Origin of the sequence: Enterobacter cloacae complex sp. R_G8 (genome assembly GCF_024599795.1) — a bacterium.
GTDB lineage: Bacteria > Pseudomonadota > Gammaproteobacteria > Enterobacterales > Enterobacteriaceae > Enterobacter > Enterobacter dissolvens.
The window spans coordinates 4,772,148-4,794,794 of the sequence record NZ_CP102246.1; the positions used below are offsets into that span (position 1 = coordinate 4,772,148).

Below are 22,647 nucleotides of genomic sequence, written 5' to 3' on the forward strand. Positions count from 1 at the left end.
AGTCATTTACCCGAGGCTACCCCCAACAACCAACAGGTTGAGAGTAGCCTCTTATTCTTTTTTTGACAAGGAGTAAAAGGCATGACGCCATTAAAAACTGCGTTAGGCATTGTCTTTATTATCTGCCTGACGATAGTGATCTTTACCTTTATTACTCGCGGAAAGTTATGCGAACTGACAATAAAGAGTGAACATCAGGAGGTGGCGACGAAATTAGCCTGCGTTGCAGGCTAACCTCTGCGGGCGGAATGACAGTTCCGCCCGGCTTGCAGGATGCTGAGGTCTTAACGCACCCGTTTTTTTATTCTATGGCCGCGATTATACTGCGCGGCGTGTACCCAGATGATAAGAATCCATGAAACCATTTTTACTGTTGTTATTACTTGTTACGTCGTTCGTCCATGCCGATGAGATTGGCAGCCAGTACAAAGCGCAGGCGGAGGCGGGCGATGCACGCGCTCAGTATTATCTCGCCGACACCTGGTTCAGCTCCGGCGACAGCAAGCAGGCAGCGATGTGGGCAGAGAAAGCGGCAAAAGGGGGAGATGTCGATGCCATGGCGCTCTTGTCCCAAATCCAGTTTACCCAGGGTGATTACGCCCAGGCCAAAGCGCTGGCGCAGCAGGCCACGATTGCGGGCAGCAAGCGTGGCGCCATTATGCTGGCACGCGTCCTGGTGAATACCCAGGGTGGCAAAACAGACTACCCGCAGGCCATCAAACTGCTGCAGACGGCCACCGAAGATATCGACAACGACTCTGCGGTAGATGCGCAAATGCTGCTGGGTCTGATTTATGCCAACGGTGTAGAAGTGGCCCAGGACGATGCTCTGGCGGCATCGTGGTTTAAGCGCAGCTCGTCTCTGTCACGCACCGGCTATGCCGAATACTGGGCGGGGATGCTGTTCCAGCAGGGTGAGAAAGGCTTTATTACGCCCAATAAACAGAAAGCGCTCTACTGGTTAAACCTGAGCTGTACCGAAGGGTTTGATACGGGGTGTGAAGAGTTTGATGCGTTGAGTGGGGAGTAGAATCCCCTCACCCTAACCCTCTCCCCACAGGGGAGAGGGAAGAATACGTTACATTACTGGTCAGCCGTCTTATCAAAACGACCCAGCACCTCGCGTTCATACGCCAGCGCTTTTTTACGGTCGAACTTGTGTTCCCATTTGGCGATAACCAGTACCGCCAGCGCGTTTCCGACCACGTTCAGCGCCGTACGCGCCATATCCAGGATACGGTCAACACCGGCGATAAACGCCAGACCTTCCAGCGGGATACCGACGCTGCCAAGCGTCGCCAGCAGCACCACGAAGGAGACGCCCGGCACACCCGCAATGCCTTTTGAGGTCACCATCAGCGTCAGCACCAGCACAATTTCCTGCCACAGCGACAGATCAATGCCGTACAGCTGGGCGATAAAGATGGCTGCAATGCTCTGGTACAGCGTCGAGCCGTCCAGGTTAAAGGAGTAGCCGGTTGGCACCACGAAGCTGGTGATAGAAGCCGGGGCACCATAGGCCTCCATCTTCTCAATAATTCGCGGCAGCACGCTTTCAGAGCTGGCCGTGGAGTACGCCAGAATCAACTCGTCTTTCAGAATGCGGATCAGGATCCAGATGCTCAGCCCACACAGGCGCGCCACAATGCCCAGCACCACCAGCGCGAAGAACAGGATGGCGAAATGCACCAGAATCACCAGCTTCGCCAGCGGCCACAGGGAGGCAAAACCAAAGTTCGCCACGGTGACCGCGATAAGCGCAAACACCCCTACCGGCGCGTACCGCATCACCATGTGAGTGACTTTAAACATGGTTTCAGAGATAGAACGGAACACGGTGACCAGCGGTTCACGGTGCGTGGCCGGCAGAGAGGAGAGGCCCAGACCAAACAACACCGAGAAGAAGATGATAGGCAGCATCTCGCCCTTCGCCATCGACGCCACAATGTTGGTCGGCACCAGCGACAGGATCGTACCCATCAGGCCATGCGCATGGCTCTGCACATCAGCGGTCGTACTTTGGTATTTCGAAATATCCACCGTCGCCAGTTGCGACATATCAATCCCGGAGCCTGGCTGGAAGACATTCGCCATGGTGATGCCGAGAATGATGGCAATCGTCGTGATCACTTCGAAATAGATAATGGTTTTTGCACCGATGCGGCCTAACTGTTTTGCATCACCGACACCGGCGATACCCACCACCAGCGTAGAGATCACAATCGGCACCACAATCATCTTGATCAGATGAATAAAGATATCACCCGCCGGTGAGAGCAGGTTCGCAATCAGCCACTCACGGCTGTCGCTGTGATAATGGAGATAACTCCCCAGCAGGATACCCAGCACAAGGGCCAGCAGGATTTGCCAGGCCAGGCTGACTTTAACGTTTTTCATAGAAACTGACTTCCTCAATGAAGCACCTTATTCACACAAACTGCATGAATATGGAGACATACTGAAAGGGTATGAATTGTGTTGCGTTGGTTTATGGGATTTTTTAACGCGGCGTATGAGTATCATTTGCGCGGTATGTTGCGCAAGCCTTAAAGAACGACGCATTTCACTACGAAAAGCCGCGATGACGCGAGTTTATGATAATTCTTATAAATAACCGTTTGTTATAAAAACGCTTTTTTAAACGCAAATGTGAATAATCCGCACGGTAAATTATTTTCCTTCAAAGTTTCATTCGCTCATTTTTCATACTATTCAAACAATGCGTGATCTGTAGCCCAAATAATAAACAAAGCTTGTAAAGCCCCTACTATTAACGTTTTTGCGACATATTATTAACATCTTACAAGGAGAAAAAAAGCCATGAGCCAAATACACAAACATGACATTCCCGCTAACATTGCGGACCGTTGCCTGATAAACCCGGAGCAATACCACGAGAAGTATCAGCAATCTGTCTCTGACCCTGACGCCTTCTGGGGCGAGCAGGGCCATATTCTTGACTGGATCAAACCTTACCAGAAGGTGAAGAACACCTCCTTTGCGCCGGGTAACGTTTCTATTAAATGGTATGAAGACGGCACGCTGAACCTTGCGGCGAACTGCCTCGATCGCCATCTTGCCGAACGCGGTAACGAAACGGCTATCATCTGGGAAGGCGACGACGCCTCTCAGAGCAAACATATCACCTATAAAGAGCTGCACCGTGACGTATGCCGCTTCGCCAACGTCCTGCTGGAGAGGGGCATCAAAAAAGGCGATGTGGTCGCTATCTATATGCCAATGGTGCCGGAAGCGGCGGTGGCGATGCTGGCCTGCGCGCGCATCGGCGCGATCCATTCCGTTATCTTTGGCGGGTTCTCGCCGGAAGCAGTTGCCGGGCGTATTGTCGACTCAAGTTCGAAACTGGTGATCACCGCCGATGAAGGCGTGCGTGCCGGGCGCGGTATTCCCCTGAAGAAAAATGTCGACGAAGCGCTGAAAAATCCGAACGTCAAAACCGTCAGCAACGTTATTGTCCTTAAGCGTACCGGTGGCAAGATCGACTGGAACGAAGGGCGTGACCTGTGGTGGAGCGATCTGATTGAGAAAGCGAGCGACCAGCATCAACCGCAAGAGATGAACGCGGAAGATCCACTGTTTATTCTCTATACCTCCGGCTCCACCGGCAAACCCAAAGGCGTGCTGCACACCACCGGCGGCTATCTGGTCTATGCGGCCACCACGTTCAAATATGTCTTCGACTACCATCCGGGCGATATCTACTGGTGTACCGCCGACGTGGGTTGGGTCACCGGGCACAGCTACCTGCTGTACGGCCCGCTGGCCTGTGGCGCAACGACGCTGATGTTTGAGGGTGTGCCGAACTGGCCGACCCCGGCGCGAATGTGTCAGGTGGTCGATAAGCACCAGGTTAACATTCTCTACACCGCGCCAACGGCCATCCGTGCGCTGATGGCGGAAGGTGACAAGGCCATCGAAGGCACGGACCGCTCTTCCCTGCGCATCCTCGGTTCCGTGGGTGAGCCCATCAACCCGGAAGCCTGGGAGTGGTACTGGAAAAAAATCGGTAACGAGAAATGCCCGGTCATGGACACCTGGTGGCAGACCGAAACCGGCGGCTTCATGATCACCCCGATGCCTGGCGCCACCCAGCTAAAAGCCGGTTCCGCAACCCGCCCGTTCTTTGGCGTCCAGCCTGCGCTGGTGGATAACGAAGGCAATCCGCTGGACGGTGCCACCGAAGGCAACCTGGTGATCACCGATTCCTGGCCGGGCCAGGCGCGTACGCTGTTCGGCGACCATGAGCGCTTCGAGCAGACCTACTTCTCAACCTTTAAAAACATGTACTTCAGCGGCGACGGTGCGCGTCGTGACGAGGATGGCTACTACTGGATCACCGGGCGCGTGGACGACGTGCTAAACGTCTCCGGCCACCGTCTGGGCACCGCGGAGATTGAATCCGCGCTGGTATCGCATCCGAAGATCGCCGAAGCCGCGGTCGTGGGTATTCCGCACAACATTAAAGGCCAGGCGATTTACGCCTACGTCACCCTGAACCACGGTGAAGAGCCGTCGCCAGAGCTGTATGCCGAAGTGCGCAACTGGGTCCGCAAAGAGATTGGCCCGCTTGCCACGCCGGATGTGCTGCACTGGACTGACTCTCTGCCGAAAACCCGCTCAGGAAAAATTATGCGCCGAATCTTGCGCAAAATCGCGGCAGGTGACACCAGCAACCTCGGCGATACCTCAACGCTCGCCGATCCGGGTGTGGTGGAAAAACTGCTCGAAGAGAAGCAGGCCATCGCAATGCCATCGTAATCTTTTCTCCCTCTCCCTGTGGGAGAGGGCCGGGGTGAGGGCATCAGACCGCACCTTCCTCCCCTCACCCTAACCCTCTCCCCACAGGGGAGAGGGGATAAAACAAACCAACCTTACTTCTGGAGATTTCTGTGATGAATAACGATATTTGTCAGCAGATAGAGAATAGTGCGCACTACAGGGAGCTCGTCGATAAACGGCAACGGTTTGCCTTCTTACTTTCCATCATCATGCTGATTATCTACGTCGGCTTTATTCTGCTGATTGCCTTCGCTCCGCACTGGCTGGGTACGCCGCTGCATGAGGGCACCAGCGTCACGCGGGGCATCCCGATTGGTATTGGCGTCATCGTGATTTCGTTTGTGCTGACCGGTGTTTATGTCTGGCGTGCGAATGGCGAATTCGATCGTCTTAATAAAGCGGTACTGCGTGAGGTAAAAGCATCATGAAGAGAGTCCTGACGGCGCTTGCCGCCACACTTCCCTTCGCGGCAAACGCCGCGGATGCCATTACCGGTGAGGTACAGCGCCAGCCAACCAACTGGCAGGCGATTGTCATGTTCCTGATTTTCGTGGTGCTGACCCTGTATATCACTTACTGGGCGTCAAAACGCGTGCGCTCCCGTAACGATTACTACACCGCGGGCGGCAATATCACCGGTTTCCAGAACGGGCTGGCGATTGCGGGTGACTTTATGTCCGCCGCCTCTTTCCTCGGGATTTCCGCGCTGGTGTACACCTCCGGCTACGATGGACTGATCTACTCTCTCGGCTTCCTGGTCGGCTGGCCGATTATTCTGTTCCTGATCGCCGAACGCTTGCGTAACCTCGGGCGTTTTACCTTTGCTGATGTCGCCTCCTATCGCCTGAAGCAGGGCCCGATTCGCATTCTCTCCGCCTGCGGCTCGCTGGTGGTGGTCGCGCTGTATCTGATCGCTCAGATGGTTGGCGCGGGCAAACTGATCGAACTCCTGTTCGGCCTGAACTACCACATTGCGGTGGTGCTGGTAGGTGTACTGATGGTGATGTACGTCCTGTTCGGCGGCATGCTGGCGACCACCTGGGTGCAAATTATCAAAGCGGTACTGCTGCTGTTCGGCGCCAGCTTCATGGCCTTTATGGTGATGAAACACGTCGGCTTCAGCTTCAATAATCTGTTCACCGAAGCGATGGCGGTCCACCCGAAAGGGGAAGCAATCATGAGTCCGGGCGGGCTGGTGAAAGACCCGATATCCGCGCTTTCACTCGGTCTGGGTCTGATGTTTGGTACCGCAGGCTTGCCACATATCCTGATGCGTTTCTTCACCGTGAGCGATGCCCGTGAAGCGCGCAAGAGCGTCTTCTACGCCACCGGGTTTATGGGTTACTTCTACATTCTGACCTTTATCATCGGTTTTGGCGCCATCATGCTGGTAGGCGCAAATCCGGCGTTTAAAGACGCGGCAGGCGCGCTGATTGGCGGAAATAACATGGCGGCAGTGCATCTGGCCGATGCGGTAGGCGGCAATCTGTTCCTCGGCTTTATCTCGGCCGTGGCCTTCGCCACCATCCTTGCCGTGGTTGCCGGACTGACGCTGGCTGGAGCGTCAGCGGTGTCACATGACCTGTACGCGAACGTGTTCCGCAAAGGCGCAACCGAGCGTGAAGAGCTGAGGGTCTCAAAAATCACCGTACTGATACTGGGTGTGGTGGCGATACTGCTGGGGATCCTGTTCGAGAAGCAGAACATCGCCTTTATGGTGGGGCTGGCCTTCTCGATTGCGGCAAGCTGCAACTTCCCTATCATTCTGCTCTCCATGTACTGGTCTAAGCTGACCACCCGTGGCGCAATGGTCGGCGGCTGGCTGGGGCTGCTGACGGCGGTGATCCTGATGATCCTCGGCCCGACGATTTGGGTGCAGATCCTCGGTCACGAAAAGGCGCTCTTCCCCTATGAGTACCCGGCGCTGTTCTCTATCGCCGTGGCGTTTATCGGGATCTGGGTCTTCTCCGCAACCGACAACTCGCCGGAGGGTAATCTGGAACGCGAGAAATTCCGCGCCCAGTTTATCCGCTCGCAAACCGGCCTGGGCGTGGAACAAGGCCGCGCACACTGAGTCTTGATCCCCGGCCTTCGGGCCGGGGAGTTCAGAACATCACCCACGCCACCAGCGGCGCAATCAGCACCATCAACACGCCGGAAAGCATCATCACCAGGCTTGCTACCACGCCCTCCTGCTGACCCAACTCATAAGAACGTGCCGTTCCCGCGCCGTGTGACGCCGCGCCAAATCCCGCCCCTTTTGCCAACCCTTCACGGATAGAAAGCCGCAGAAATAGCATATCGCCCACCGCCATGCCGAAGACACCGGTAACGACCACAAACAACGCCACCAGATCCGGCTGGCCGCCGAGTGGTTTGGCTGCCGCCAGTGCAAATGGCGTCGTCACCGAGCGCACAGCCAGGCTGCGCTGAATTTCATCGGGCAGCGTAAACAACCGCGCCAGCCAGACCGAGCTACAGACCGCCACCACCGTGGCGGTGATCACACCCGCGCTGAGCGACATCCAGTGGCGTTTGATAATCGCCAGATTGTCGTACACCGGCACTGCAAAGGCGATGGTGGCCGGACCCAGTAGCCACAGCAACCAGTGGGATTCACCGATGTAGTTCTGCCAGGAGATATGGCCGAAAACTAGCATCAGCACCAGCAGGATCGGCGTAAAGACCAGCGGCATCAGCGGCAAGGCGTGAAAACGACGATACAGGCGCTTGTTGGCAAAGTAGATAACCAGGGTGGCAATCAGGCACAGCACGCTGATTTGAAAGTTAGTCATTTTTTTGCCTGCTGATTTCGAACCGATAGACTTTGTCCACTACCCAGGCGGTAGCGCCCAGCACCATCAACGTGCTCAGCGCGATGACTGCGAAGATCCGCCAGCCGTCCACCATCAGCAGTTGCGCATAATTTACCACCGCCACCACGGCAGGGACAAAGAACAGCAGCATCTCCGCCAGCAGCCAGCGCGCGCCGGCGCGTACCCAGTTGAGGGGGATTACGCGACAGAGGATGAGCGTCAACATCAGCAGCATTCCCACCAGGTTGGCAGGCAGCGGCAGATGCAGCCAGCCGACAAGATATTCTGCAAAAACAAACAGTCCCGCGTAGAGCAGTACCTGAAGCGGCACCAGGAGTCTTTGCACAACGGCAGGCGTAACACGGCTTAACGCCACGGCCATGGGGGTTTTCCTCAAGAATGAGACGAGGCGCTAGTATAGTGAGCGCACGGTATGGACTGAAATGAATTAAAATCATCGAAGGTATAGTTTCGAGGAATAATCATGGACATAAGAACGCTGCGCTATTTTGTCGAAGTGGTTCGCCAGCAGAGTTTTACCCGCGCAGCGGAGAAGTTATTCGTAACCCAACCCACCATCAGCAAGATGCTGAAAAACCTCGAAGATGAACTCAACTGTACCCTGCTTATCCGCGACGGACGCAAGCTGTTGCTCACCGATACCGGGCGCGTGGTGTTCGAACGGGGGCTGGCGATCCTGGCCGAGTTTCGTCAGCTGGAAGCGGAGCTTGATGATATAAATCATCTGACCAAAGGGGTGCTGCGCCTTGGCATCCCGCCAATGGTCGGGATGATGATGGCCGGGCCGATTAGCCTGTTTCGCCAGCGTTACCCCGGCGTCGAACTCAAAATTTCGGAGTTTGGTGGGTTAACCGTCCAGCAGGCGGTTACTAACGGCGAGCTGGACGTCGCCATGACAGCCCTCCCCGTTGAGGAAGAGAGCGGTCTGGCGACGCTTCCGCTCTTTAGCCATCCGCTGTGCGTGCTGGTTCCCCGCTCCGGTGACTGGCTGAAGCGAGACTCAGTGAAACCTGAACTGCTCGGTGAATACCCTCTGTTGATCTACAACGAAGATTTCGCCCTCAGCCGCCAGCTAATGACGCTGTTTAATCAACATAGCGTGAAGCCGCGCATTGCGGTGCGCAGCGGCCAGTGGGATTTCCTGGCAGCGATGGTGCAGGCAGGCGTGGGGATTGCCATTCTGCCGCAACCCATTTGCGAGCGTCTGGATAAAAACACGTTGCGCTGGATCCCACTCGAAAGCGATTTGCACTGGCAACTGGGGATGATCTGGCGAGAAGGGATATATTTGTCGCACAGCGCCCAGGCGTGGCTGCAATGTTGTGAGGGATTTTGGGTGCCCTCACCCTAACCCTCTCCCACAGGGTTGAGGGATCCCCAGTAATTTTTTTACCGAAAGCGACGAAAGTTGTTTCAGGAAAATTAATGACTTACAGCGACGCCCTGGTCCGGCTGTAAATCGCTGAGGCGTTTCCTGCAGGCCGGGGCGAGGCGCAGGGATGCGCCGAGAGGGCGGCTTTACAGGGACGTTACATCCGCCCGTCCCCGATAAGCCGGAAGGAATAAGACGAGGGCACCGCGAAGCGGCGATTTACCGCCGGGAGCCCGGGTCGCCAGGGTGGTGGCGACTGAGCCACCCTGGCACGTTCACGGGCTATGTCGTTACAGAGTAGCAAGGAACATAAAGTGAACGGAATTACCTCTACAGCCATATGTTCCCCCTCACCCCAACCCTCTCCCTCTGTACGGTCCGGGGACATAGTGAACACTTGTTCGGGGACATGGTAGACACTTACAACTAAGGCATAAGAACCCGTTTATGGAGTCGCTTATGCCCTGGGATGCGAGAGATACCATGTCATTACGTACCGAGTTTGTTTTGTTCGCCTCGCAGGACGGGGCGAACATCCGTTCCCTCTGCCGTCGCTTCGGCATTTCACCTGCCACCGGCTACAAGTGGCTTCGTCGCTGGATGGAGGAAGGTTCCTCCGGCCTTCAGGACCGCCCGCGCATACCGCACCATTCCCCGAACCGCTCATCTGACGACATCACTGCCCTGCTGCGTATGGCCCATGACCGCCATGAACGCTGGGGCGCACGCAAGATAAAGCGCTGGCTGGAAGACCAGGGGCACCGTATGCCCGCCTTCAGCACCGTTCATAACCTGATGGCCCGTCACGGCCTGCTGCCGGGCACTTCACCGGGCATTCCCGCCACGGGACGGTTCGAACATGACGCGCCGAACCGGCTCTGGCAGATGGATTTTAAGGGCCACTTTCCCTTTGGCGGTGGCCGCTGCCATCCGCTCACCCTGCTGGATGACCACTCCCGTTTTTCCCTGTGCCTGGCGCACTGTAGCGATGAACGGCGTGAGACCGTGCAGCAACAACTGGTCAGCGTGTTTGAACGCTACGGCCTGCCGGACAGGATGACGATGGACAACGGCGCCCCGTGGGGAGACACCACCGGCACCTGGACGGCGCTCGAGCTGTGGCTGATGCGCCATGGTATCCGGGTGGGACACTCCCGGCCGTATCATCCGCAGACGCAGGGCAAGCTGGAGCGTTTTCACCGCAGCCTGAAGACGGAGGTGCTGCAGGGTAAATGGTTCGCGAGTGAGGGCGAACTGCAGCGCGCCTTCGACCACTGGCGGACGGTCTATAACCTTGAACGCCCGCATGAGGCGCTGGATATGGCGGTACCGGGCTCGCGGTATCAGCCGTCATCGCGACGGTACAGCGGCAACACAACGCCCCCGGAATACGACGAGGGCGTGATGGTCAGGAAAGTGGATATCAGCGGAAAGCTGAGCGTGAAAGGGGTAAGTCTGAGCGCAGGCAAGGCGTTCAGGGGAGAACGGGTCGGGCTGAAGGAGATGCAGGAAGACGGCCGCTACGAGGTGTGGTGGTACAGCACAAAAGTGGGGGTGATCGACCTGAAGAAAAAGTCGATCACCATGGGTAAAGGATGTTAAAAAGTGTTCACCATGTCCCCGAACACCTGTCTACCATGTCCCCGGACCGTACACCCTCAAGGGAGAGGGGGGGCCTCCGTGCAGGCATTATTTTGTGGGGAACCCTCAGCCCACAGGGAGAGGGAACCGATCGCGCACGTAGGCCCGGTAAGCGCAGCGCCACCGGGCAAAAACAGCGTTACTGATTCTCTATCAACAACGCTTCCAGCAGATCCAGATCGTGCAGCAGCTTTTGCAGCGTCTCGTTGCTGATCTGCCGCGTGGCGCGCAGGTGGTACAGCTCGGCACGCTCGGAGCGCAGCGCCGCCAGACGGAACCGGCGCTCCAGGTTCTCCTCCTGCAGCGAGCTTTCCACATCGTTACGCCCGTCTGCGCGGCGACGCAAATTACCAATCACGCGTGAGCTCACTTCCGTCAGCAGCTGATTGTCGATGTTCTCTTCGGCATCGGCGGCCAGGCGCTCCTCCATTTTCTGGATGGCCACAATCGCCACTTCGGCGGTGGCGGCGCGGGCAATCCGCTCCTCTTTATGCTGCTGGGTGGCGTCGCCTGCATCAATATGCTGTAGCAACAGCGGCAGCATAATTACCCCGACGAACAGGGAGAAGAGGATCACCCCCGCCGCCAGGAAGACCAGCTCGTAACGCGCCGGAAAGACATCCCCGGTAGGCAAGAGCAGCGGAATGGAGAGCACACCGGCAAGGGTGATCGCCCCGCGTACGCCTGCAAAGGAGGCAATCAGCAGTTCACGCGTTGTCCACGAACCGAACTCCATCGGCTTTTTCTTCAGGAAGCGCACGCTGAACTTTTTCATCGTCCACAGCCAGCCAAAACGCACCAGCATCAGCGCCATATAGATCAGCACGATATCGGTAAACAACATCCAGGTTTCTACGTTCGGGTCGGCTTCGGCCGCCACCAGCGAGGATTCCATAATGCCCGGCAGCTGCAGGCCCAACAGCAGGAACACCATGCCGTTAAAGACAAACTCCAGCATCGCCCAGGTGCTGTTCGCACGCAGACGCATGGCCAGCGGTGCACGGCGCATTACGCCAGAGCGGGTGATGGTCATCCCTGCCGCAACCGCCGCCAGAATGCCCGATACCCCAATGTGTTCGGCAATCAGATAAGAGGCAAACGGCAGCAGGAACAGCAGCACGATCTGCGTAGCCGGCTCATCGCCACCCCAGCGGCTGAGAAAGCGCAGCGAACGGCCATACAGCCAGCTCACCACAAACCCGGCCAGGATACCGCCGATAGCCACCTTGAAGAATTCCAGCGTTGCGCCACCGATAGTAAAGATCATGGTCCCCATCGCGACGGCCACGGCGAACTTCAGGGCAACCAGACCGGAGGCGTCATTCATCAGCGCCTCTCCCTGTAAAATGCCCATGATTTTCTTCGGAATTCGCCCCTCACCCACAATGCCGGACAGCGCCACGGCATCGGTTGGCGACAGGACTGCGGCCAGTGCAAAAGCGGGTATAAGCGGGATCCCCGGGACCACCCAGTAGATCAGGAAACCAATCCCGACCACGGTCACAACCACCAGCGCCAGCGCCAGACCGAAGATTTCGCGCCCATGTTCCAGAAACTCGCGTGTGGGTGTTTTCCAGCCATCGGCAAACAGCAGTGGCGGGATAAACAGCACGAGGAACAGTTCCGGGTCGAACTCAACGTGCAGGCCGAACGTCGGCCACGCCAGCAGCGCGCCGATGGCAATTTGCATTAATGGCAGGGGGACCTGAAAGGGCAGTACGCGTGTAACCACCCCGGATAATGAGACCACAAGGGTCATGATGAGTATTGTGAAAAAGATTTCCATGCGTTCCCTGTTTGCTGTGTTACTTATGTACTACGGAAGGCGTCGTGCCTTTTATTCTATCCTCCCCAGAGTAACGCAAAAGGCAACGGGATGAGTCCTGAAAATAAAAACGGGCGGCCTGAGCCACCCGTTTTCGCATCAAAGGACAATTTAGATAGCCCAGCCGCCCGCGTAGAACACCACCAGCGCAACGGCGATGACCACGGTGCCGATGTTCAGCTTGCGCCACTCACCGGAGACCAGGCGCCCAATCACCAGTGACGCGAAGCCGATCATGATGCCGGTCACGATGTTACAGGTCAGCACGATAAACACCGCCGTGATCAGGCCTGACATCGCGTCCACAAAGTCCGCAAAGTCAATTTTCGCCACGTTGCTCAGCATCAGCAGGCCGACGTACATCAGTGCCGGAGCCGTAGCGTAGGCTGGCACCAGGTAAGAGAGCGGCGAGAGGAACAGGATCAGCAGAAATAGCACACCAACGGTAATGGCCGTGAGACCCGTTTTACCGCCTGCTGCCGTCCCCGCAGCGGACTCAATATAGACCGCAGCCGGAGCAGCCCCGACCAGACCCGAGAAGACGCTGCTCAGGGAGTCGGTGGTCAGCGCTTTGCCACCGTCGATAATCTGACCGTCTTTATCCAGCAGGTTCGCCTGACCGGCCACCGCACGGATGGTACCGGTGGCATCAAACACCGCCGTCATCACCAGCGCCAGCACGCTTGGCAGGATCACCGGGTTCAGCGCGCCGACAATATCCAGGCTGCCAATCAGTGAGTTACCGTTGTCATCGCTCAGTGACGGCATGGCAAAAATACCGGAGAAATGCACGGTCGGGTCGAAAATCAGGCCGACAATGGACACACCGATAATGGTCAGCAGAATGCCGCCAGGGACTTTCAGTTTTTCCAGACCAATAATCACCGCCAGGCCAATCAGGGACATGATCACCGGGAAGCTGGCGAAGTGGCCCAGCGCCACCGGCAGACCGTCCAGCGGGTTCTTAATGACCAGACCCACGCCGTTGGCGGCAATCAGCAGCAGGAACAGCCCGATACCGATACCGGTGCCGTGCGCCACGCCGTGCGGCAGATTGCGCAAAATCCAGCTACGAATGCCGGTTGCCGAGATAATGGTGAACAGCACGCCCATCAGGAAGACGGCGCCCAGGGCAACCGGTACGCTGATGTGTTGGCCCAGCACCAGGCTAAACGCGGTGAAGGCGGTCAAGGAAATGGCACAGCCAATCGCCATCGGCAGATTCGCCCACAGCCCCATTACGATGGAGCCAACACCGGCGACCAGACAGGTTGCAACGAAGACCGCTGCCGGTGGGAAGCCTGCTTTACCGAGCATGCCCGGCACAACGATGACGGAGTACACCATTGCCAGAAACGTTGTCAGACCGGCAACGATTTCCTGGCGCACGGTGCTGCCGCGAGCAGAAATTTTAAAGATGGCGTCAAGTGAACCGCCGGTACGCGCGGATGGCGTAGACATAGAAAACATCCCCTGAGAGTTTTTATAGAAAGTCCGTAAGCGTGGTGGAGACTCCACTGCCAGCAAAACGTCAAATCCTTGTGCTGCGTTTGCGACGAAAAGGGGCGTCACAAAAAAAGCAAACGTTTAGCTCCGCGCTTACAAAACGGGTGGTCAAATTTAGGCAAACGATTATCCAGCCTAATCACCGCCCTTTTCAACTGAACTTTCTCGTTTTTCGCTAAATTTCCCTTATGACGACGAAGAAATAAGCAGAGGATGCGCAAACGTTATCGTTAATGCGCAATCAGGTTACAAATCACCCTTCCCCCGGAATCGTTAATGGCCCACCTTGTTCCAGCGTTCTCTGCCAGGCAGGACAACTTTCGACCTTTTTCTTCCATGCATGGGTGTGCGGAAGATCCTCGATACCGCCCCGCGCCAGCAGGGCAAAAATCGGGAAACTCATCTGAATATCGGCCATGCTGAGTTTATCTCCGGCAAACCAGCTATGTTGAGCCAGGTGTGACTCAATAAACCGCGCGTGGGTTTCCAGCTGGCGGTTGAGATACGCTTTTTGTACTCCCTGTCCCAGCGCTTTCCCCAGCGTTCGTATTCCAAACGGCACAGGCGGTTTACCGAGGCTGTTAAAAACCAGCTTCATTAACAGTAGCGGCATAAGTGAACCTTCTGCATAGTGCAGCCAGAAGCGGTATTGCACTTTATGGGCAGGATCCAGCGGCTTAAGCTGCGATTCTGTGTCGTAGGTTTCCTGCAGGTACTCCAGAATGGCACCCGATTCGGCAAGGATCAGCCCGTTGTCTTCGATGACCGGAGACTTGCCCAACGGATGCACGCGTTTAAGGGCCTCGGGAGCCAGCATGTTCTTTTCGCGCTGGTAGTGAACGATCTCATAGGGCAGAGAAAGTTCTTCCAGAGCCCAGATCACGCGGTGCGAGCGCGACTGGTTGAGATGGTGTACCGTGAGCATGGTTCTCTCCTGTTATTCATACTTTTTAACTATAGAAAATTGAACAACACCGCGAAAAAAATTCGCCTAAAAAACGGTCAGGTCGGCTGGCGAAAAAACGGACCTTGCGTAGAATTAAAGTGTCAGCACAAACCGGAACCTCCTCAACCAGCTCGACATGAGGGGTGCTGATGTCGGGGGAAACCCTCCCGTGAGCCAGCGGGATAGAGAGAAAGACAAAGACCGGAAAAAACTAAAGCGCCCTTATGTGGCGCTTTAGTTCTTTATTATGCTTTTTGCCGGGTAAGGCGCAACCGCCACCCGGAAAACAGATCTCAATCCTCCTCCAGCAGCCGCGCCCCCGTCCCCTGTTCGCCCAATTTGTCACCGGGGTTGCGTAACGGGCAATCGCTACGCGACAAACAGCCGCAACCGATGCAGCCGTCCAGCTCGTCGCGCAGCGCCACCAGCGTATGAATACGCCGGTCCAGCTCCTCACGCCACTGGGATGACAGCTCTTTCCACTCCTTCGGACTTAGCGTGTGGCCTTCCGGTAGCACGCCGAACGCTTCGCCGATGGTGGCCAGGGGAATTCCGATTCGTTGCGCAATTTTGATAATGGCTACGTAGCGGAGTACGTCACGGGTGTAGCGCCGCTGGTTTCCGGCATTACGAATGCTTTTAATTAACCCTTTACTTTCATAGAAGTGGAGCGCCGATACCGCCACACCGCTTCGTTTAGCCACTTCACCCGGGGTTAAAAGCGCTTTTATTCTCGGCAATCTCTTTTCCATAAAACCTCTTTACCTCAAGTTAACTTGAGGAATTATACTCCCCCGCAGAGAAAACGACGAATCAACCAGGAAAGTTGTATCTACAGAGGGCAACCGTATGTCGCATCAGCAAATTATTCAGACACTTATTGAATGGATTGATGAACATATCGACCAACCGTTGAACATTGATGTGGTCGCTAAAAAGTCGGGCTATTCGAAATGGTATTTACAGAGAATGTTCCGGACCGTTATGCACCAGACGCTGGGTGAGTACATTCGTCAGCGCAGGTTACTGCTGGCGGCGCAGGCGTTACGCTCTACGCAGCGGCCCATTTTTGATATCGCGATGGATCTGGGGTATGTGTCGCAACAAACCTTTTCCCGCGTGTTTCGCCGCGAGTTTGATCGCACGCCGAGCGATTACCGTCACCAGTTGAATTAAGGTTTATCAGTGTAAAGGTTGCTGCTGCCAGGTCATAAACTCCTGGGGCGGCATCGCTTTCGCGAAGTGCCATCCCTGACAGAACTGTACGCCGCGCTTCAACAACCAGCTTACCTGCTCGGCAGTTTCTACCCCTTCCGCAATGGTTTTGAGCCGCAGGCTCTGCGCCATCTCGATAATGTGCTCGGCGATAAGATGGCTGGTGCTGTTGGTGGTTAAGGTGTCGATAAAGGATTTGTCGATTTTCAGAATATCGACATTCAGCGAGTAGAGGTTGTGCAGGTTCGAGTAACCCGTACCAAAATCATCGATCGCCACTTCATAACCTGCCTGACGGAAGGCCTGGATGACCGGCGTGGTTTTCGGCACATCAATAAATCCGCGTTCCGTGACCTCGATTTTGATCTGCTGCGCACGCACGGCATAGTGCCGCGCCTTGTCGGAAATCATGGCGATCAATCGCGAGGAGTGGAAATCAGTGGCCGACAGGTTAATCGAAATATAGAGGTCCGGATGCGTCGCCAGGAAATGGCCCAGATCGCTGAACACCTCTTCCACCACATAATCCGTAATCCGTTCGCTCATCCCCTCTTTTTCCGCCAGCGGAATAAATTCCGCCGGGCTCATGACCGGCCCGTTAAAGCCAGGCCAGCGCAACAACGCCTCTGCTCCAACGCACCGGTTATTCTTGATATCAATAATCGGTTGATAATGGACACATAGCTGGCGTTTATTGAGCGCCCGGTGCAGTAACCGCCCGGGGGAGTTGAGTTCACGATGAGTGCGAGACCAGACCAACAAAATAATGATACTGCAGATCATTCCCAACGGCAGCGTCAGCGTCGCCTGATGGTAGAGCGTTTCATAAAAGCGTTTATTCGATGTGGAAACGATGGCGGCGATAGGACGTTTATCAGACTTCACCACCGTATAAAAACGGTCATCTTTTTGAAATACCACGTCCTTATCCCGAATCATCGAGTTTAATAAAGAAACGTTGGCTTTCTGACTGACGGAAAAGAAGGCATTCGTCACCGTGTCATACACTCCCCAGGAGAGGGAATGATCGTTCGACATCACTTCACTGTACGAAAGCGGATTAACCACCACGACATAATTCCCGCGCTGCATATATGTCATTTTATAGCCAGTGAAAAATGGCGTATCACGATAATAATAGATAGCGATATCGGGTTTACGGGTGTAATTAGCGGGGGAGATCGCGTAGGGCTGATCCGGGGTAAAAATGGATGAACAACGAAAATTCTGACCTTCGGCATAAATTAAATCAGCGATGAACAGACGGCCACGAACCACGTTCAACATATATTGGCGATGTGACGGCGTACAAACTTTACCCTGATATTTTTCCGCCTCGCCCCGGGCCAGATCAACCTGTTCAATAACCAGTTCAGTTTTGTCTAAAGCCAGTTCAGCAAAGGTGCGTAACTGCGCGCTTGTTTCCGACACGGCTCTAAGCTGGGCAAACCATAGGGCAAGCATCACCGGCAGCATAACTACCATGATGATCCCTACCACTCTGAGCATCTTGCGCCGCGCGCTACGATTCATTTCCCGCCCTATATCCCTGCATGTTGTACGCCTGTAGTATTGAAGGCCGGATGCTTTGATAAACAGGTGATTACGTTGCATGAATCATGCGAAGTTAGCAACTGACTTTTAGTATTAAAAATCTTAAATTTCGTTATGACGATAATATTTGTCCGTAAGCTAAACTAAAAGTATTCGTTCCGTTTCTATTAAGGGAAATATTTATCCAGCCTGGACCCGGGGTTTGAAGATAACGCAACAGAGGATCGTTGATTAAGCCAAACTTCTGGCAGCATGAAAAAAGTACAACGTCAACATGACGTTTTATACTATTTTCGCGGGTGTATTTTGATCAATGTTTTATAAATGTTCAGCTATTACCACAATATTTCCAGGATTAGCCGAGAATAACGTTCCACTTATAAAAGTGCCATCGCCGGCGAGTCCGTTCCTCCACCGTTGCTCTCCCCCCGCTCGCCCAGAGGACGTTGGATCCGGCACGTTGTGGGTTCGCTCCCGCGGATGTCGAAGCCGTTCCCTCCTGTAACCTCTCTTTTCCAGAGCAATAAAATGCCCATTATGCGCACACAGGCACTGGCGAATAAATCAACAAATGTGATATAGTTCACACATATCATGTAACGAGAAACACTGTTTCATTCAGTTCGTCTGTTTTGGAGAGGATGGGTTTTATGGCAACCATTACTACCAGCATGGTTCTCCTGCGCTGGCCTTTGTTGAGTGCGGTACTGATGTTTTTAGCCAGCACGCTGAACATTCAGTTTCGTAAATCTGACTACGCGGGTCTTGCGGTTATCAGTACGCTGTTAGGACTGGGCGCGGCTTGCTGGTTCGCAACGGGTCTGCTTGGTATCACCCTGCTGGATATTGCCGCCGTCTGGGAAAATATTAAAGTAGTGATGGTTGAGGCAATGAGCCATACGCCACCAGACTGGCCGATGGTAATTACCTGATACCTGACTGAATAAAAAAACCCAGACCGATGTCTGGGTTTTTTATTTTGCATATCCGTGAATCAGAACGGAATGTCGTCGTCGAAGTCCATTGGTGGTTCGTTAGACGGTGCCGGTGCGGATTGCTGCTGCGGGCGAGACTGCGCGCCGCCGCTGAACTGGTTGCCGCCCTGTGGCTGCTGAGGCTGGCCCCAACCGCCCTGCTGCTGGCCGCCACCTGCTGGTGCGCCACCGCCCTGACGGCCACCCAGCATCTGCATGGTGCCGCCAACGTTTACCACCACTTCAGTGGTGTATTTCTCAGCGCCGGACTGATCGGTCCATTTGCGGGTACGCAACTGGCCTTCAATATAAACCTGAGAACCTTTACGCAGGTACTCACCGGCCACTTCTGCCAGTTTGCCAAACAGCACAACGCGGTGCCATTCGGTCTGCTCTTTCATCTCACCGGTCGCTTTGTCACGCCAGGATTCGGAAGTAGCCAGCGTAATGTTGGCAACTGCACCACCACTCGGCATGTAGCGTACTTCCGGGTCCTGGCCCAGATTACCGACGAGAATCACCTTGTTTACGCCTCTGCTGGCCATGTTCGTGTCTCCTGAATACGTTTCTTAATAGTGTAAACGCGCGAGTGTACCATTTCCACGCGTCAATTTGCATAGTTGCGTGGCGGGTTCAGAAATCTCTCGCGAACTCGACATTGTTACACAGCTAAACAGAAAATGCATTCCAATACTGTATATTCAAACAGGTTAAATTGTGTCATAATTAGCCGTTTCTGACAGCCGGTTGTCCTTCAAACAAACCAGGCAATCCGTGTTCCAACCGGGAAAGGTGAATGGATAAGATCGAAGTTCGGGGCGCCCGCACCCACAATCTCAAGAATATCAACCTCATAATCCCTCGCGACAAACTCATCGTCGTGACCGGGCTTTCGGGGTCTGGCAAATCCTCACTGGCTTTCGACACTTTATATGCCGAAGGACAGCGTCGTTACGTTGAATCACTCTCTGCGTACGCGCGTCAGTTCCTGTCGCTGATGGAAAAACCGGATGTCGACCACATTGAAGGGTTGTCTCCTGCTATCTCTATCGAGCAGAAGTCTACTTCCCACAACCCGCGTTCAACGGTCGGTACCATTACCGAAATTCATGACTACCTGCGTCTGCTCTACGCCCGTGTGGGTGAGCCGCGCTGCCCGGATCACGACGTCCCACTGGCGGCGCAGACCGTGAGCCAGATGGTGGATAACGTGCTGTCGCAGCCGGAGGGCAAACGCCTGATGCTGCTTGCGCCCATCATCAAAGAGCGTAAGGGCGAGCACACCAAAACGCTGGAAAACCTGGCAAGCCAGGGGTATATCCGCGCCCGTATTGATGGCGAGGTATGTGACCTGTCGGATCCCCCCAAGCTGGAGCTGCAGAAGAAGCACACCATCGAAGTGGTGATTGACCGCTTTAAAGTGCGTGACGATCTGGCGACGCGTCTGGCGGAATCCTTTGAAACCGCACTGGAACTCTCTGGCGGTACGGCGGTGGTCTCCGATATGGACGACCCGAACGCGGAAGAACTGCTCTTCTCCGCCAACTTTGCCTGCCCGATTTGCGGCTACAGTATGCGCGAGCTGGAGCCACGTCTGTTCTCCTTTAACAACCCGGCGGGTGCCTGCCCGACGTGTGACGGTCTGGGCGTACAGCAGTATTTCGACCCGGATCGGGTGATCCAGAATCCTGAACTGTCGCTGGCTGGCGGTGCGATCCGCGGCTGGGATAAGCGTAACTTTTACTACTTCCAGATGCTCAAATCGCTGGCAGAGCACTATAAGTTCGACGTGGAAGCGCCGTGGGCCAGCCTGAGCCCGAACGTGCACAAAGTGATCCTGTTCGGTTCCGGTAAAGAGAACATCGAGTTCAAATACATGAACGATCGCGGCGATACCTCCGTGCGTCGCCACCCGTTCGAAGGGGTGCTGCACAACATGGAGCGGCGCTACAAAGAGACTGAATCCAGCGCGGTGCGTGAGGAGCTGGCGAAGTTCATCAGCAACCGCTCCTGCGCCACCTGTGACGGCACGCGTCTGCGTCGTGAAGCTCGCCACGTGTTTGTCGAAAACACGGCGCTGCCGACCATCTCAGACATGAGCATCGGCCACGCGATGGACTTCTTCAACAACCTGAAGCTCTCCGGCCAGCGTGCGAAGATTGCCGAAAAAGTGCTGAAAGAGATCGGCGATCGTCTGAAATTCCTGGTGAACGTCGGCCTGAACTACCTGACGCTTTCTCGCTCCGCAGAGACGCTGTCCGGCGGTGAAGCCCAGCGTATCCGTCTGGCCAGCCAGATTGGTGCCGGCCTGGTGGGCGTCATGTATGTCCTGGACGAACCGTCCATCGGCCTGCACCAGCGCGACAACGAGCGTCTGCTCGGTACGCTGATCCACCTGCGTAACCTCGGCAACACGGTGATTGTGGTCGAGCACGACGAAGATGCCATCCGTGCTGCCGACCATGTTATCGACATCGGCCCGGGTGCGGGTGTGCACGGCGGCCAGGTGGTCGCAGAAGGCACCCTGAAAGACATTATGGCAGTGCCCGAATCGTTAACCGGCCAGTACATGAGCGGCAAGCGCAAGATTGAGGTGCCGAAACAGCGCGTGCCGGCGAACCCGGAAAAAGTGCTTAAGCTCACCGGCGCTCGCGGCAACAACCTGAAAGACGTGACCCTGACGCTGCCGGTGGGTCTGTTTACCTGTATCACCGGTGTATCCGGTTCCGGTAAGTCGACGCTGATCAACGATACGTTGTTCCCGATTGCGCAGACGGCGCTGAACGGCGCGACGCTTGCCGAACCTGCACCGTACCGCGATATCCAGGGGCTGGAGCATTTCGATAAGGTTATCGACATTGATCAAAGCCCGATCGGCCGTACACCGCGTTCCAACCCGGCAACCTATACCGGCGTCTTCACGCCCGTCCGTGAACTCTTCGCGGGTGTACCGGAAGCGCGTTCGCGCGGCTACACGCCAGGACGTTTCAGCTTTAACGTTCGCGGCGGCCGCTGCGAAGCATGCCAGGGCGACGGCGTGATCAAGGTTGAGATGCACTTCCTGCCGGATATCTACGTGCCGTGCGACCAGTGCAAAGGCAAACGCTATAACCGTGAAACGCTGGAGATTAAGTACAAAGGCAAAACCATCCACGAAGTGCTGGATATGACCATTGAAGAGGCGCGCGAGTTCTTTGATGCCGTTCCTGCGCTGGCGCGTAAGCTGCAAACGCTGATGGACGTAGGTCTGACCTACATTCGTCTGGGGCAGTCAGCAACCACGCTCTCTGGAGGTGAAGCGCAGCGCGTGAAGCTGGCGCGTGAGCTATCCAAACGTGGTACCGGGCAGACGCTGTATATTCTCGATGAGCCGACCACCGGTCTGCACTTTGCGGATATCCAGCAGTTGCTCGACGTTCTGCATCAGCTTCGCGATCAGGGCAACACCATTGTGGTCATTGAGCACAACCTGGACGTGATTAAAACCGCGGACTGGATCGTCGATCTCGGCCCGGAAGGCGGCAGCGGCGGCGGTGAAATCCTCGTCTCCGGTACGCCAGAGACCGTTGCAGAGTGCGAAGTCTCGCACACCGCACGCTTCCTCAAACCGTTGCTGTAATCGTCACACGGAGAGTTGCTGTCGGGTCGCTTCCGGCAGCAGCTCAACCGCCTGCTTATAAGATGCGTCCACCAGGTAGTAAATCTGCGACCCCGGGATGGAACCATCGAGATAGACCGTACTCCAGTGCGCTTTGTTCAGATGTTTACTTGGCCGGACGTCATCGTGCTGCTGACGTAATAGCTCCGCCAGTTCCGGGCTGGTTTTCAGCGATGCCGCCGGGCGGCCTTCCACCTCTTTCACCATCGCAAACAAGACATCTCCCACTTTAATCTGCGTAGCTTTCCAGTCGCTGTGCACACTCTGCTCCGCGCCAGGCTTACTCATGCAGTACTGAAGTAGCTCCGAAATTGTCATC

General features: G+C 55.5%; 20 protein-coding genes. 10 read left to right on the forward strand and 10 right to left on the reverse strand.

What is annotated here, in order from left to right; all coding sequences use genetic code 11:
* Positions 1-81 precede the first annotated feature (81 nt).
* On the forward strand, positions 82-234 hold the full coding sequence (locus NQ842_RS22535; protein ID WP_257256356.1) for a Hok/Gef family protein: 153 nt from the start codon (positions 82-84) through the stop codon (positions 232-234).
* Positions 235-355: 121 nt separating this feature from the next.
* A complete protein-coding gene (locus NQ842_RS22540) occupies positions 356-1,030 on the forward strand; it encodes a tetratricopeptide repeat protein (protein ID WP_014830306.1) in 675 nt (224 codons plus the stop codon).
* Between the two features lie 53 nt (positions 1,031-1,083).
* On the opposite strand, the gene gltP is transcribed toward NQ842_RS22540, so the two are convergent.
* Positions 1,084-2,397, reverse strand: coding sequence for a glutamate/aspartate:proton symporter GltP (gene gltP / locus NQ842_RS22545; RefSeq protein WP_014830305.1), 1,314 nt, complete (start codon positions 2,395-2,397; stop codon positions 1,084-1,086).
* A 423-nt stretch (positions 2,398-2,820) separates the two neighbouring features.
* Here gltP and acs point away from each other — a divergent pair, with 423 nt between their 5' ends.
* From acs to actP, 3 genes are all read left to right on the forward strand, one after another.
* Positions 2,821-4,779, forward strand: coding sequence for an acetate--CoA ligase (acs, locus tag NQ842_RS22550; protein WP_014830304.1), 1,959 nt, complete (start codon positions 2,821-2,823; stop codon positions 4,777-4,779).
* Between the two features lie 134 nt (positions 4,780-4,913).
* Positions 4,914-5,228: a DUF485 domain-containing protein gene (locus NQ842_RS22555; RefSeq protein ID WP_013095080.1), complete on the forward strand. Its 315-nt coding sequence runs from the start codon at positions 4,914-4,916 to the stop codon at positions 5,226-5,228.
* Positions 5,225-6,874, forward strand: coding sequence for a cation/acetate symporter ActP (gene actP / locus NQ842_RS22560; RefSeq protein WP_046889704.1), 1,650 nt, complete (start codon positions 5,225-5,227; stop codon positions 6,872-6,874). Before NQ842_RS22555 ends, actP begins: the two co-directional genes overlap by 4 nt.
* 31 nt (positions 6,875-6,905) lie before the next feature.
* Here the strand turns inward: actP and NQ842_RS22565 are convergent, their stop codons facing one another.
* Positions 6,906-7,595 (reverse strand): LrgB family protein, encoded by a 690-nt coding sequence (locus NQ842_RS22565; protein ID WP_257256357.1) that lies wholly within the window; start codon positions 7,593-7,595, stop codon positions 6,906-6,908.
* A complete protein-coding gene (locus NQ842_RS22570; RefSeq protein ID WP_196373016.1) occupies positions 7,588-7,998 on the reverse strand; it encodes a CidA/LrgA family protein in 411 nt (136 codons plus the stop codon). The genes NQ842_RS22565 and NQ842_RS22570 overlap by 8 nt, the downstream gene beginning before the upstream one ends.
* Positions 7,999-8,100: 102 nt before the next feature.
* Here NQ842_RS22570 and NQ842_RS22575 point away from each other — a divergent pair, with 102 nt between their 5' ends.
* Both NQ842_RS22575 and NQ842_RS22580 read left to right on the forward strand, forming a co-directional pair.
* Positions 8,101-8,988, forward strand: coding sequence for a LysR family transcriptional regulator (locus NQ842_RS22575; RefSeq protein ID WP_013095076.1), 888 nt, complete (start codon positions 8,101-8,103; stop codon positions 8,986-8,988).
* Positions 8,989-9,456: 468 nt separating this feature from the next.
* Positions 9,457-10,611 (forward strand): IS481 family transposase, encoded by a 1,155-nt coding sequence (locus tag NQ842_RS22580; protein WP_373371034.1) that lies wholly within the window; start codon positions 9,457-9,459, stop codon positions 10,609-10,611.
* A gap of 178 nt (positions 10,612-10,789) precedes the next feature.
* Here the strand turns inward: NQ842_RS22580 and NQ842_RS22585 are convergent, their stop codons facing one another.
* From NQ842_RS22585 to soxR, 4 genes are all read right to left on the reverse strand, one after another.
* Positions 10,790-12,436 carry a Na+/H+ antiporter gene (locus NQ842_RS22585; RefSeq protein ID WP_014830299.1) on the reverse strand — a complete coding sequence of 549 codons (1,647 nt, stop codon included), beginning with the start codon at positions 12,434-12,436 and terminating at the stop codon, positions 10,790-10,792.
* A gap of 150 nt (positions 12,437-12,586) precedes the next feature.
* Entirely contained in the window at positions 12,587-13,936 is a 1,350-nt protein-coding gene (ghxP, locus tag NQ842_RS22590) for a guanine/hypoxanthine transporter GhxP (protein WP_014830298.1), read from the reverse strand.
* Between the two features lie 298 nt (positions 13,937-14,234).
* Positions 14,235-14,906 (reverse strand): glutathione S-transferase family protein, encoded by a 672-nt coding sequence (locus tag NQ842_RS22595; protein ID WP_014830297.1) that lies wholly within the window; start codon positions 14,904-14,906, stop codon positions 14,235-14,237.
* A 314-nt stretch (positions 14,907-15,220) separates the two neighbouring features.
* Entirely contained in the window at positions 15,221-15,679 is a 459-nt protein-coding gene (gene soxR / locus NQ842_RS22600; protein ID WP_013095072.1) for a redox-sensitive transcriptional activator SoxR, read from the reverse strand.
* A gap of 97 nt (positions 15,680-15,776) precedes the next feature.
* Between soxR and soxS the strand changes: the two genes are divergently transcribed.
* Entirely contained in the window at positions 15,777-16,103 is a 327-nt protein-coding gene (gene soxS / locus NQ842_RS22605; RefSeq protein WP_013095071.1) for a superoxide response transcriptional regulator SoxS, read from the forward strand.
* A gap of 6 nt (positions 16,104-16,109) precedes the next feature.
* Here the strand turns inward: soxS and NQ842_RS22610 are convergent, their stop codons facing one another.
* On the reverse strand, positions 16,110-17,675 hold the full coding sequence (locus NQ842_RS22610; RefSeq protein WP_047360212.1) for an EAL domain-containing protein: 1,566 nt from the start codon (positions 17,673-17,675) through the stop codon (positions 16,110-16,112).
* A 671-nt stretch (positions 17,676-18,346) separates the two neighbouring features.
* On the opposite strand from NQ842_RS22610, the gene NQ842_RS22615 reads away from it, so the two are divergent.
* Positions 18,347-18,628: a YjcB family protein gene (locus NQ842_RS22615; RefSeq protein WP_008503385.1), complete on the forward strand. Its 282-nt coding sequence runs from the start codon at positions 18,347-18,349 to the stop codon at positions 18,626-18,628.
* Between the two features lie 62 nt (positions 18,629-18,690).
* Here NQ842_RS22615 and ssb1 read toward each other — a convergent pair whose 3' ends face one another.
* On the reverse strand, positions 18,691-19,215 hold the full coding sequence (gene ssb1, locus NQ842_RS22620) for a single-stranded DNA-binding protein SSB1 (RefSeq protein WP_008503384.1): 525 nt from the start codon (positions 19,213-19,215) through the stop codon (positions 18,691-18,693).
* A gap of 251 nt (positions 19,216-19,466) precedes the next feature.
* Here ssb1 and uvrA point away from each other — a divergent pair, with 251 nt between their 5' ends.
* The gene (gene uvrA, locus NQ842_RS22625; RefSeq protein ID WP_257256358.1) at positions 19,467-22,289 is read left to right on the forward strand and encodes an excinuclease ABC subunit UvrA; all 2,823 of its coding nucleotides are present in this window, start codon (positions 19,467-19,469) and stop codon (positions 22,287-22,289) included.
* Positions 22,290-22,292: 3 nt separating this feature from the next.
* Here uvrA and NQ842_RS22630 read toward each other — a convergent pair whose 3' ends face one another.
* Positions 22,293-22,646, reverse strand: coding sequence for an MmcQ/YjbR family DNA-binding protein (locus NQ842_RS22630; RefSeq protein WP_257256359.1), 354 nt, complete (start codon positions 22,644-22,646; stop codon positions 22,293-22,295).
* Position 22,647: the final 1 nt, after the last annotated feature.

What these genes read in the sequence shown, in the direction of transcription:
- ghxP (WP_014830298.1), bottom strand. Translation starts at nt 13,936, where the DNA reads ATGTCTACGCCATCCGCGCGTACCGGCGGTTCACTTGACGCCATCTTT.
- ssb1 (WP_008503384.1), bottom strand. Translation starts at nt 19,215, where the DNA reads ATGGCCAGCAGAGGCGTAAACAAGGTGATTCTCGTCGGTAATCTGGGC.
- NQ842_RS22575 (WP_013095076.1), top strand. Translation starts at nt 8,101, where the DNA reads ATGGACATAAGAACGCTGCGCTATTTTGTCGAAGTGGTTCGCCAGCAG.
- NQ842_RS22585 (WP_014830299.1), bottom strand. Translation starts at nt 12,436, where the DNA reads ATGGAAATCTTTTTCACAATACTCATCATGACCCTTGTGGTCTCATTA.
- NQ842_RS22610 (WP_047360212.1), bottom strand. Translation starts at nt 17,675, where the DNA reads ATGAATCGTAGCGCGCGGCGCAAGATGCTCAGAGTGGTAGGGATCATC.
- NQ842_RS22630 (WP_257256359.1), bottom strand. Translation starts at nt 22,646, where the DNA reads ATGACAATTTCGGAGCTACTTCAGTACTGCATGAGTAAGCCTGGCGCG.
- soxS (WP_013095071.1), top strand. Translation starts at nt 15,777, where the DNA reads ATGTCGCATCAGCAAATTATTCAGACACTTATTGAATGGATTGATGAA.
- acs (WP_014830304.1), top strand. Translation starts at nt 2,821, where the DNA reads ATGAGCCAAATACACAAACATGACATTCCCGCTAACATTGCGGACCGT.
- actP (WP_046889704.1), top strand. Translation starts at nt 5,225, where the DNA reads ATGAAGAGAGTCCTGACGGCGCTTGCCGCCACACTTCCCTTCGCGGCA.
- NQ842_RS22580 (WP_373371034.1), top strand. Translation starts at nt 9,457, where the DNA reads ATGGAGTCGCTTATGCCCTGGGATGCGAGAGATACCATGTCATTACGT.
- NQ842_RS22565 (WP_257256357.1), bottom strand. Translation starts at nt 7,595, where the DNA reads ATGACTAACTTTCAAATCAGCGTGCTGTGCCTGATTGCCACCCTGGTT.
- uvrA (WP_257256358.1), top strand. Translation starts at nt 19,467, where the DNA reads ATGGATAAGATCGAAGTTCGGGGCGCCCGCACCCACAATCTCAAGAAT.
- NQ842_RS22595 (WP_014830297.1), bottom strand. Translation starts at nt 14,906, where the DNA reads ATGCTCACGGTACACCATCTCAACCAGTCGCGCTCGCACCGCGTGATC.
- soxR (WP_013095072.1), bottom strand. Translation starts at nt 15,679, where the DNA reads ATGGAAAAGAGATTGCCGAGAATAAAAGCGCTTTTAACCCCGGGTGAA.
- NQ842_RS22555 (WP_013095080.1), top strand. Translation starts at nt 4,914, where the DNA reads ATGAATAACGATATTTGTCAGCAGATAGAGAATAGTGCGCACTACAGG.
- gltP (WP_014830305.1), bottom strand. Translation starts at nt 2,397, where the DNA reads ATGAAAAACGTTAAAGTCAGCCTGGCCTGGCAAATCCTGCTGGCCCTT.
- NQ842_RS22535 (WP_257256356.1), top strand. Translation starts at nt 82, where the DNA reads ATGACGCCATTAAAAACTGCGTTAGGCATTGTCTTTATTATCTGCCTG.
- NQ842_RS22615 (WP_008503385.1), top strand. Translation starts at nt 18,347, where the DNA reads ATGGCAACCATTACTACCAGCATGGTTCTCCTGCGCTGGCCTTTGTTG.
- NQ842_RS22570 (WP_196373016.1), bottom strand. Translation starts at nt 7,998, where the DNA reads ATGGCCGTGGCGTTAAGCCGTGTTACGCCTGCCGTTGTGCAAAGACTC.
- NQ842_RS22540 (WP_014830306.1), top strand. Translation starts at nt 356, where the DNA reads ATGAAACCATTTTTACTGTTGTTATTACTTGTTACGTCGTTCGTCCAT.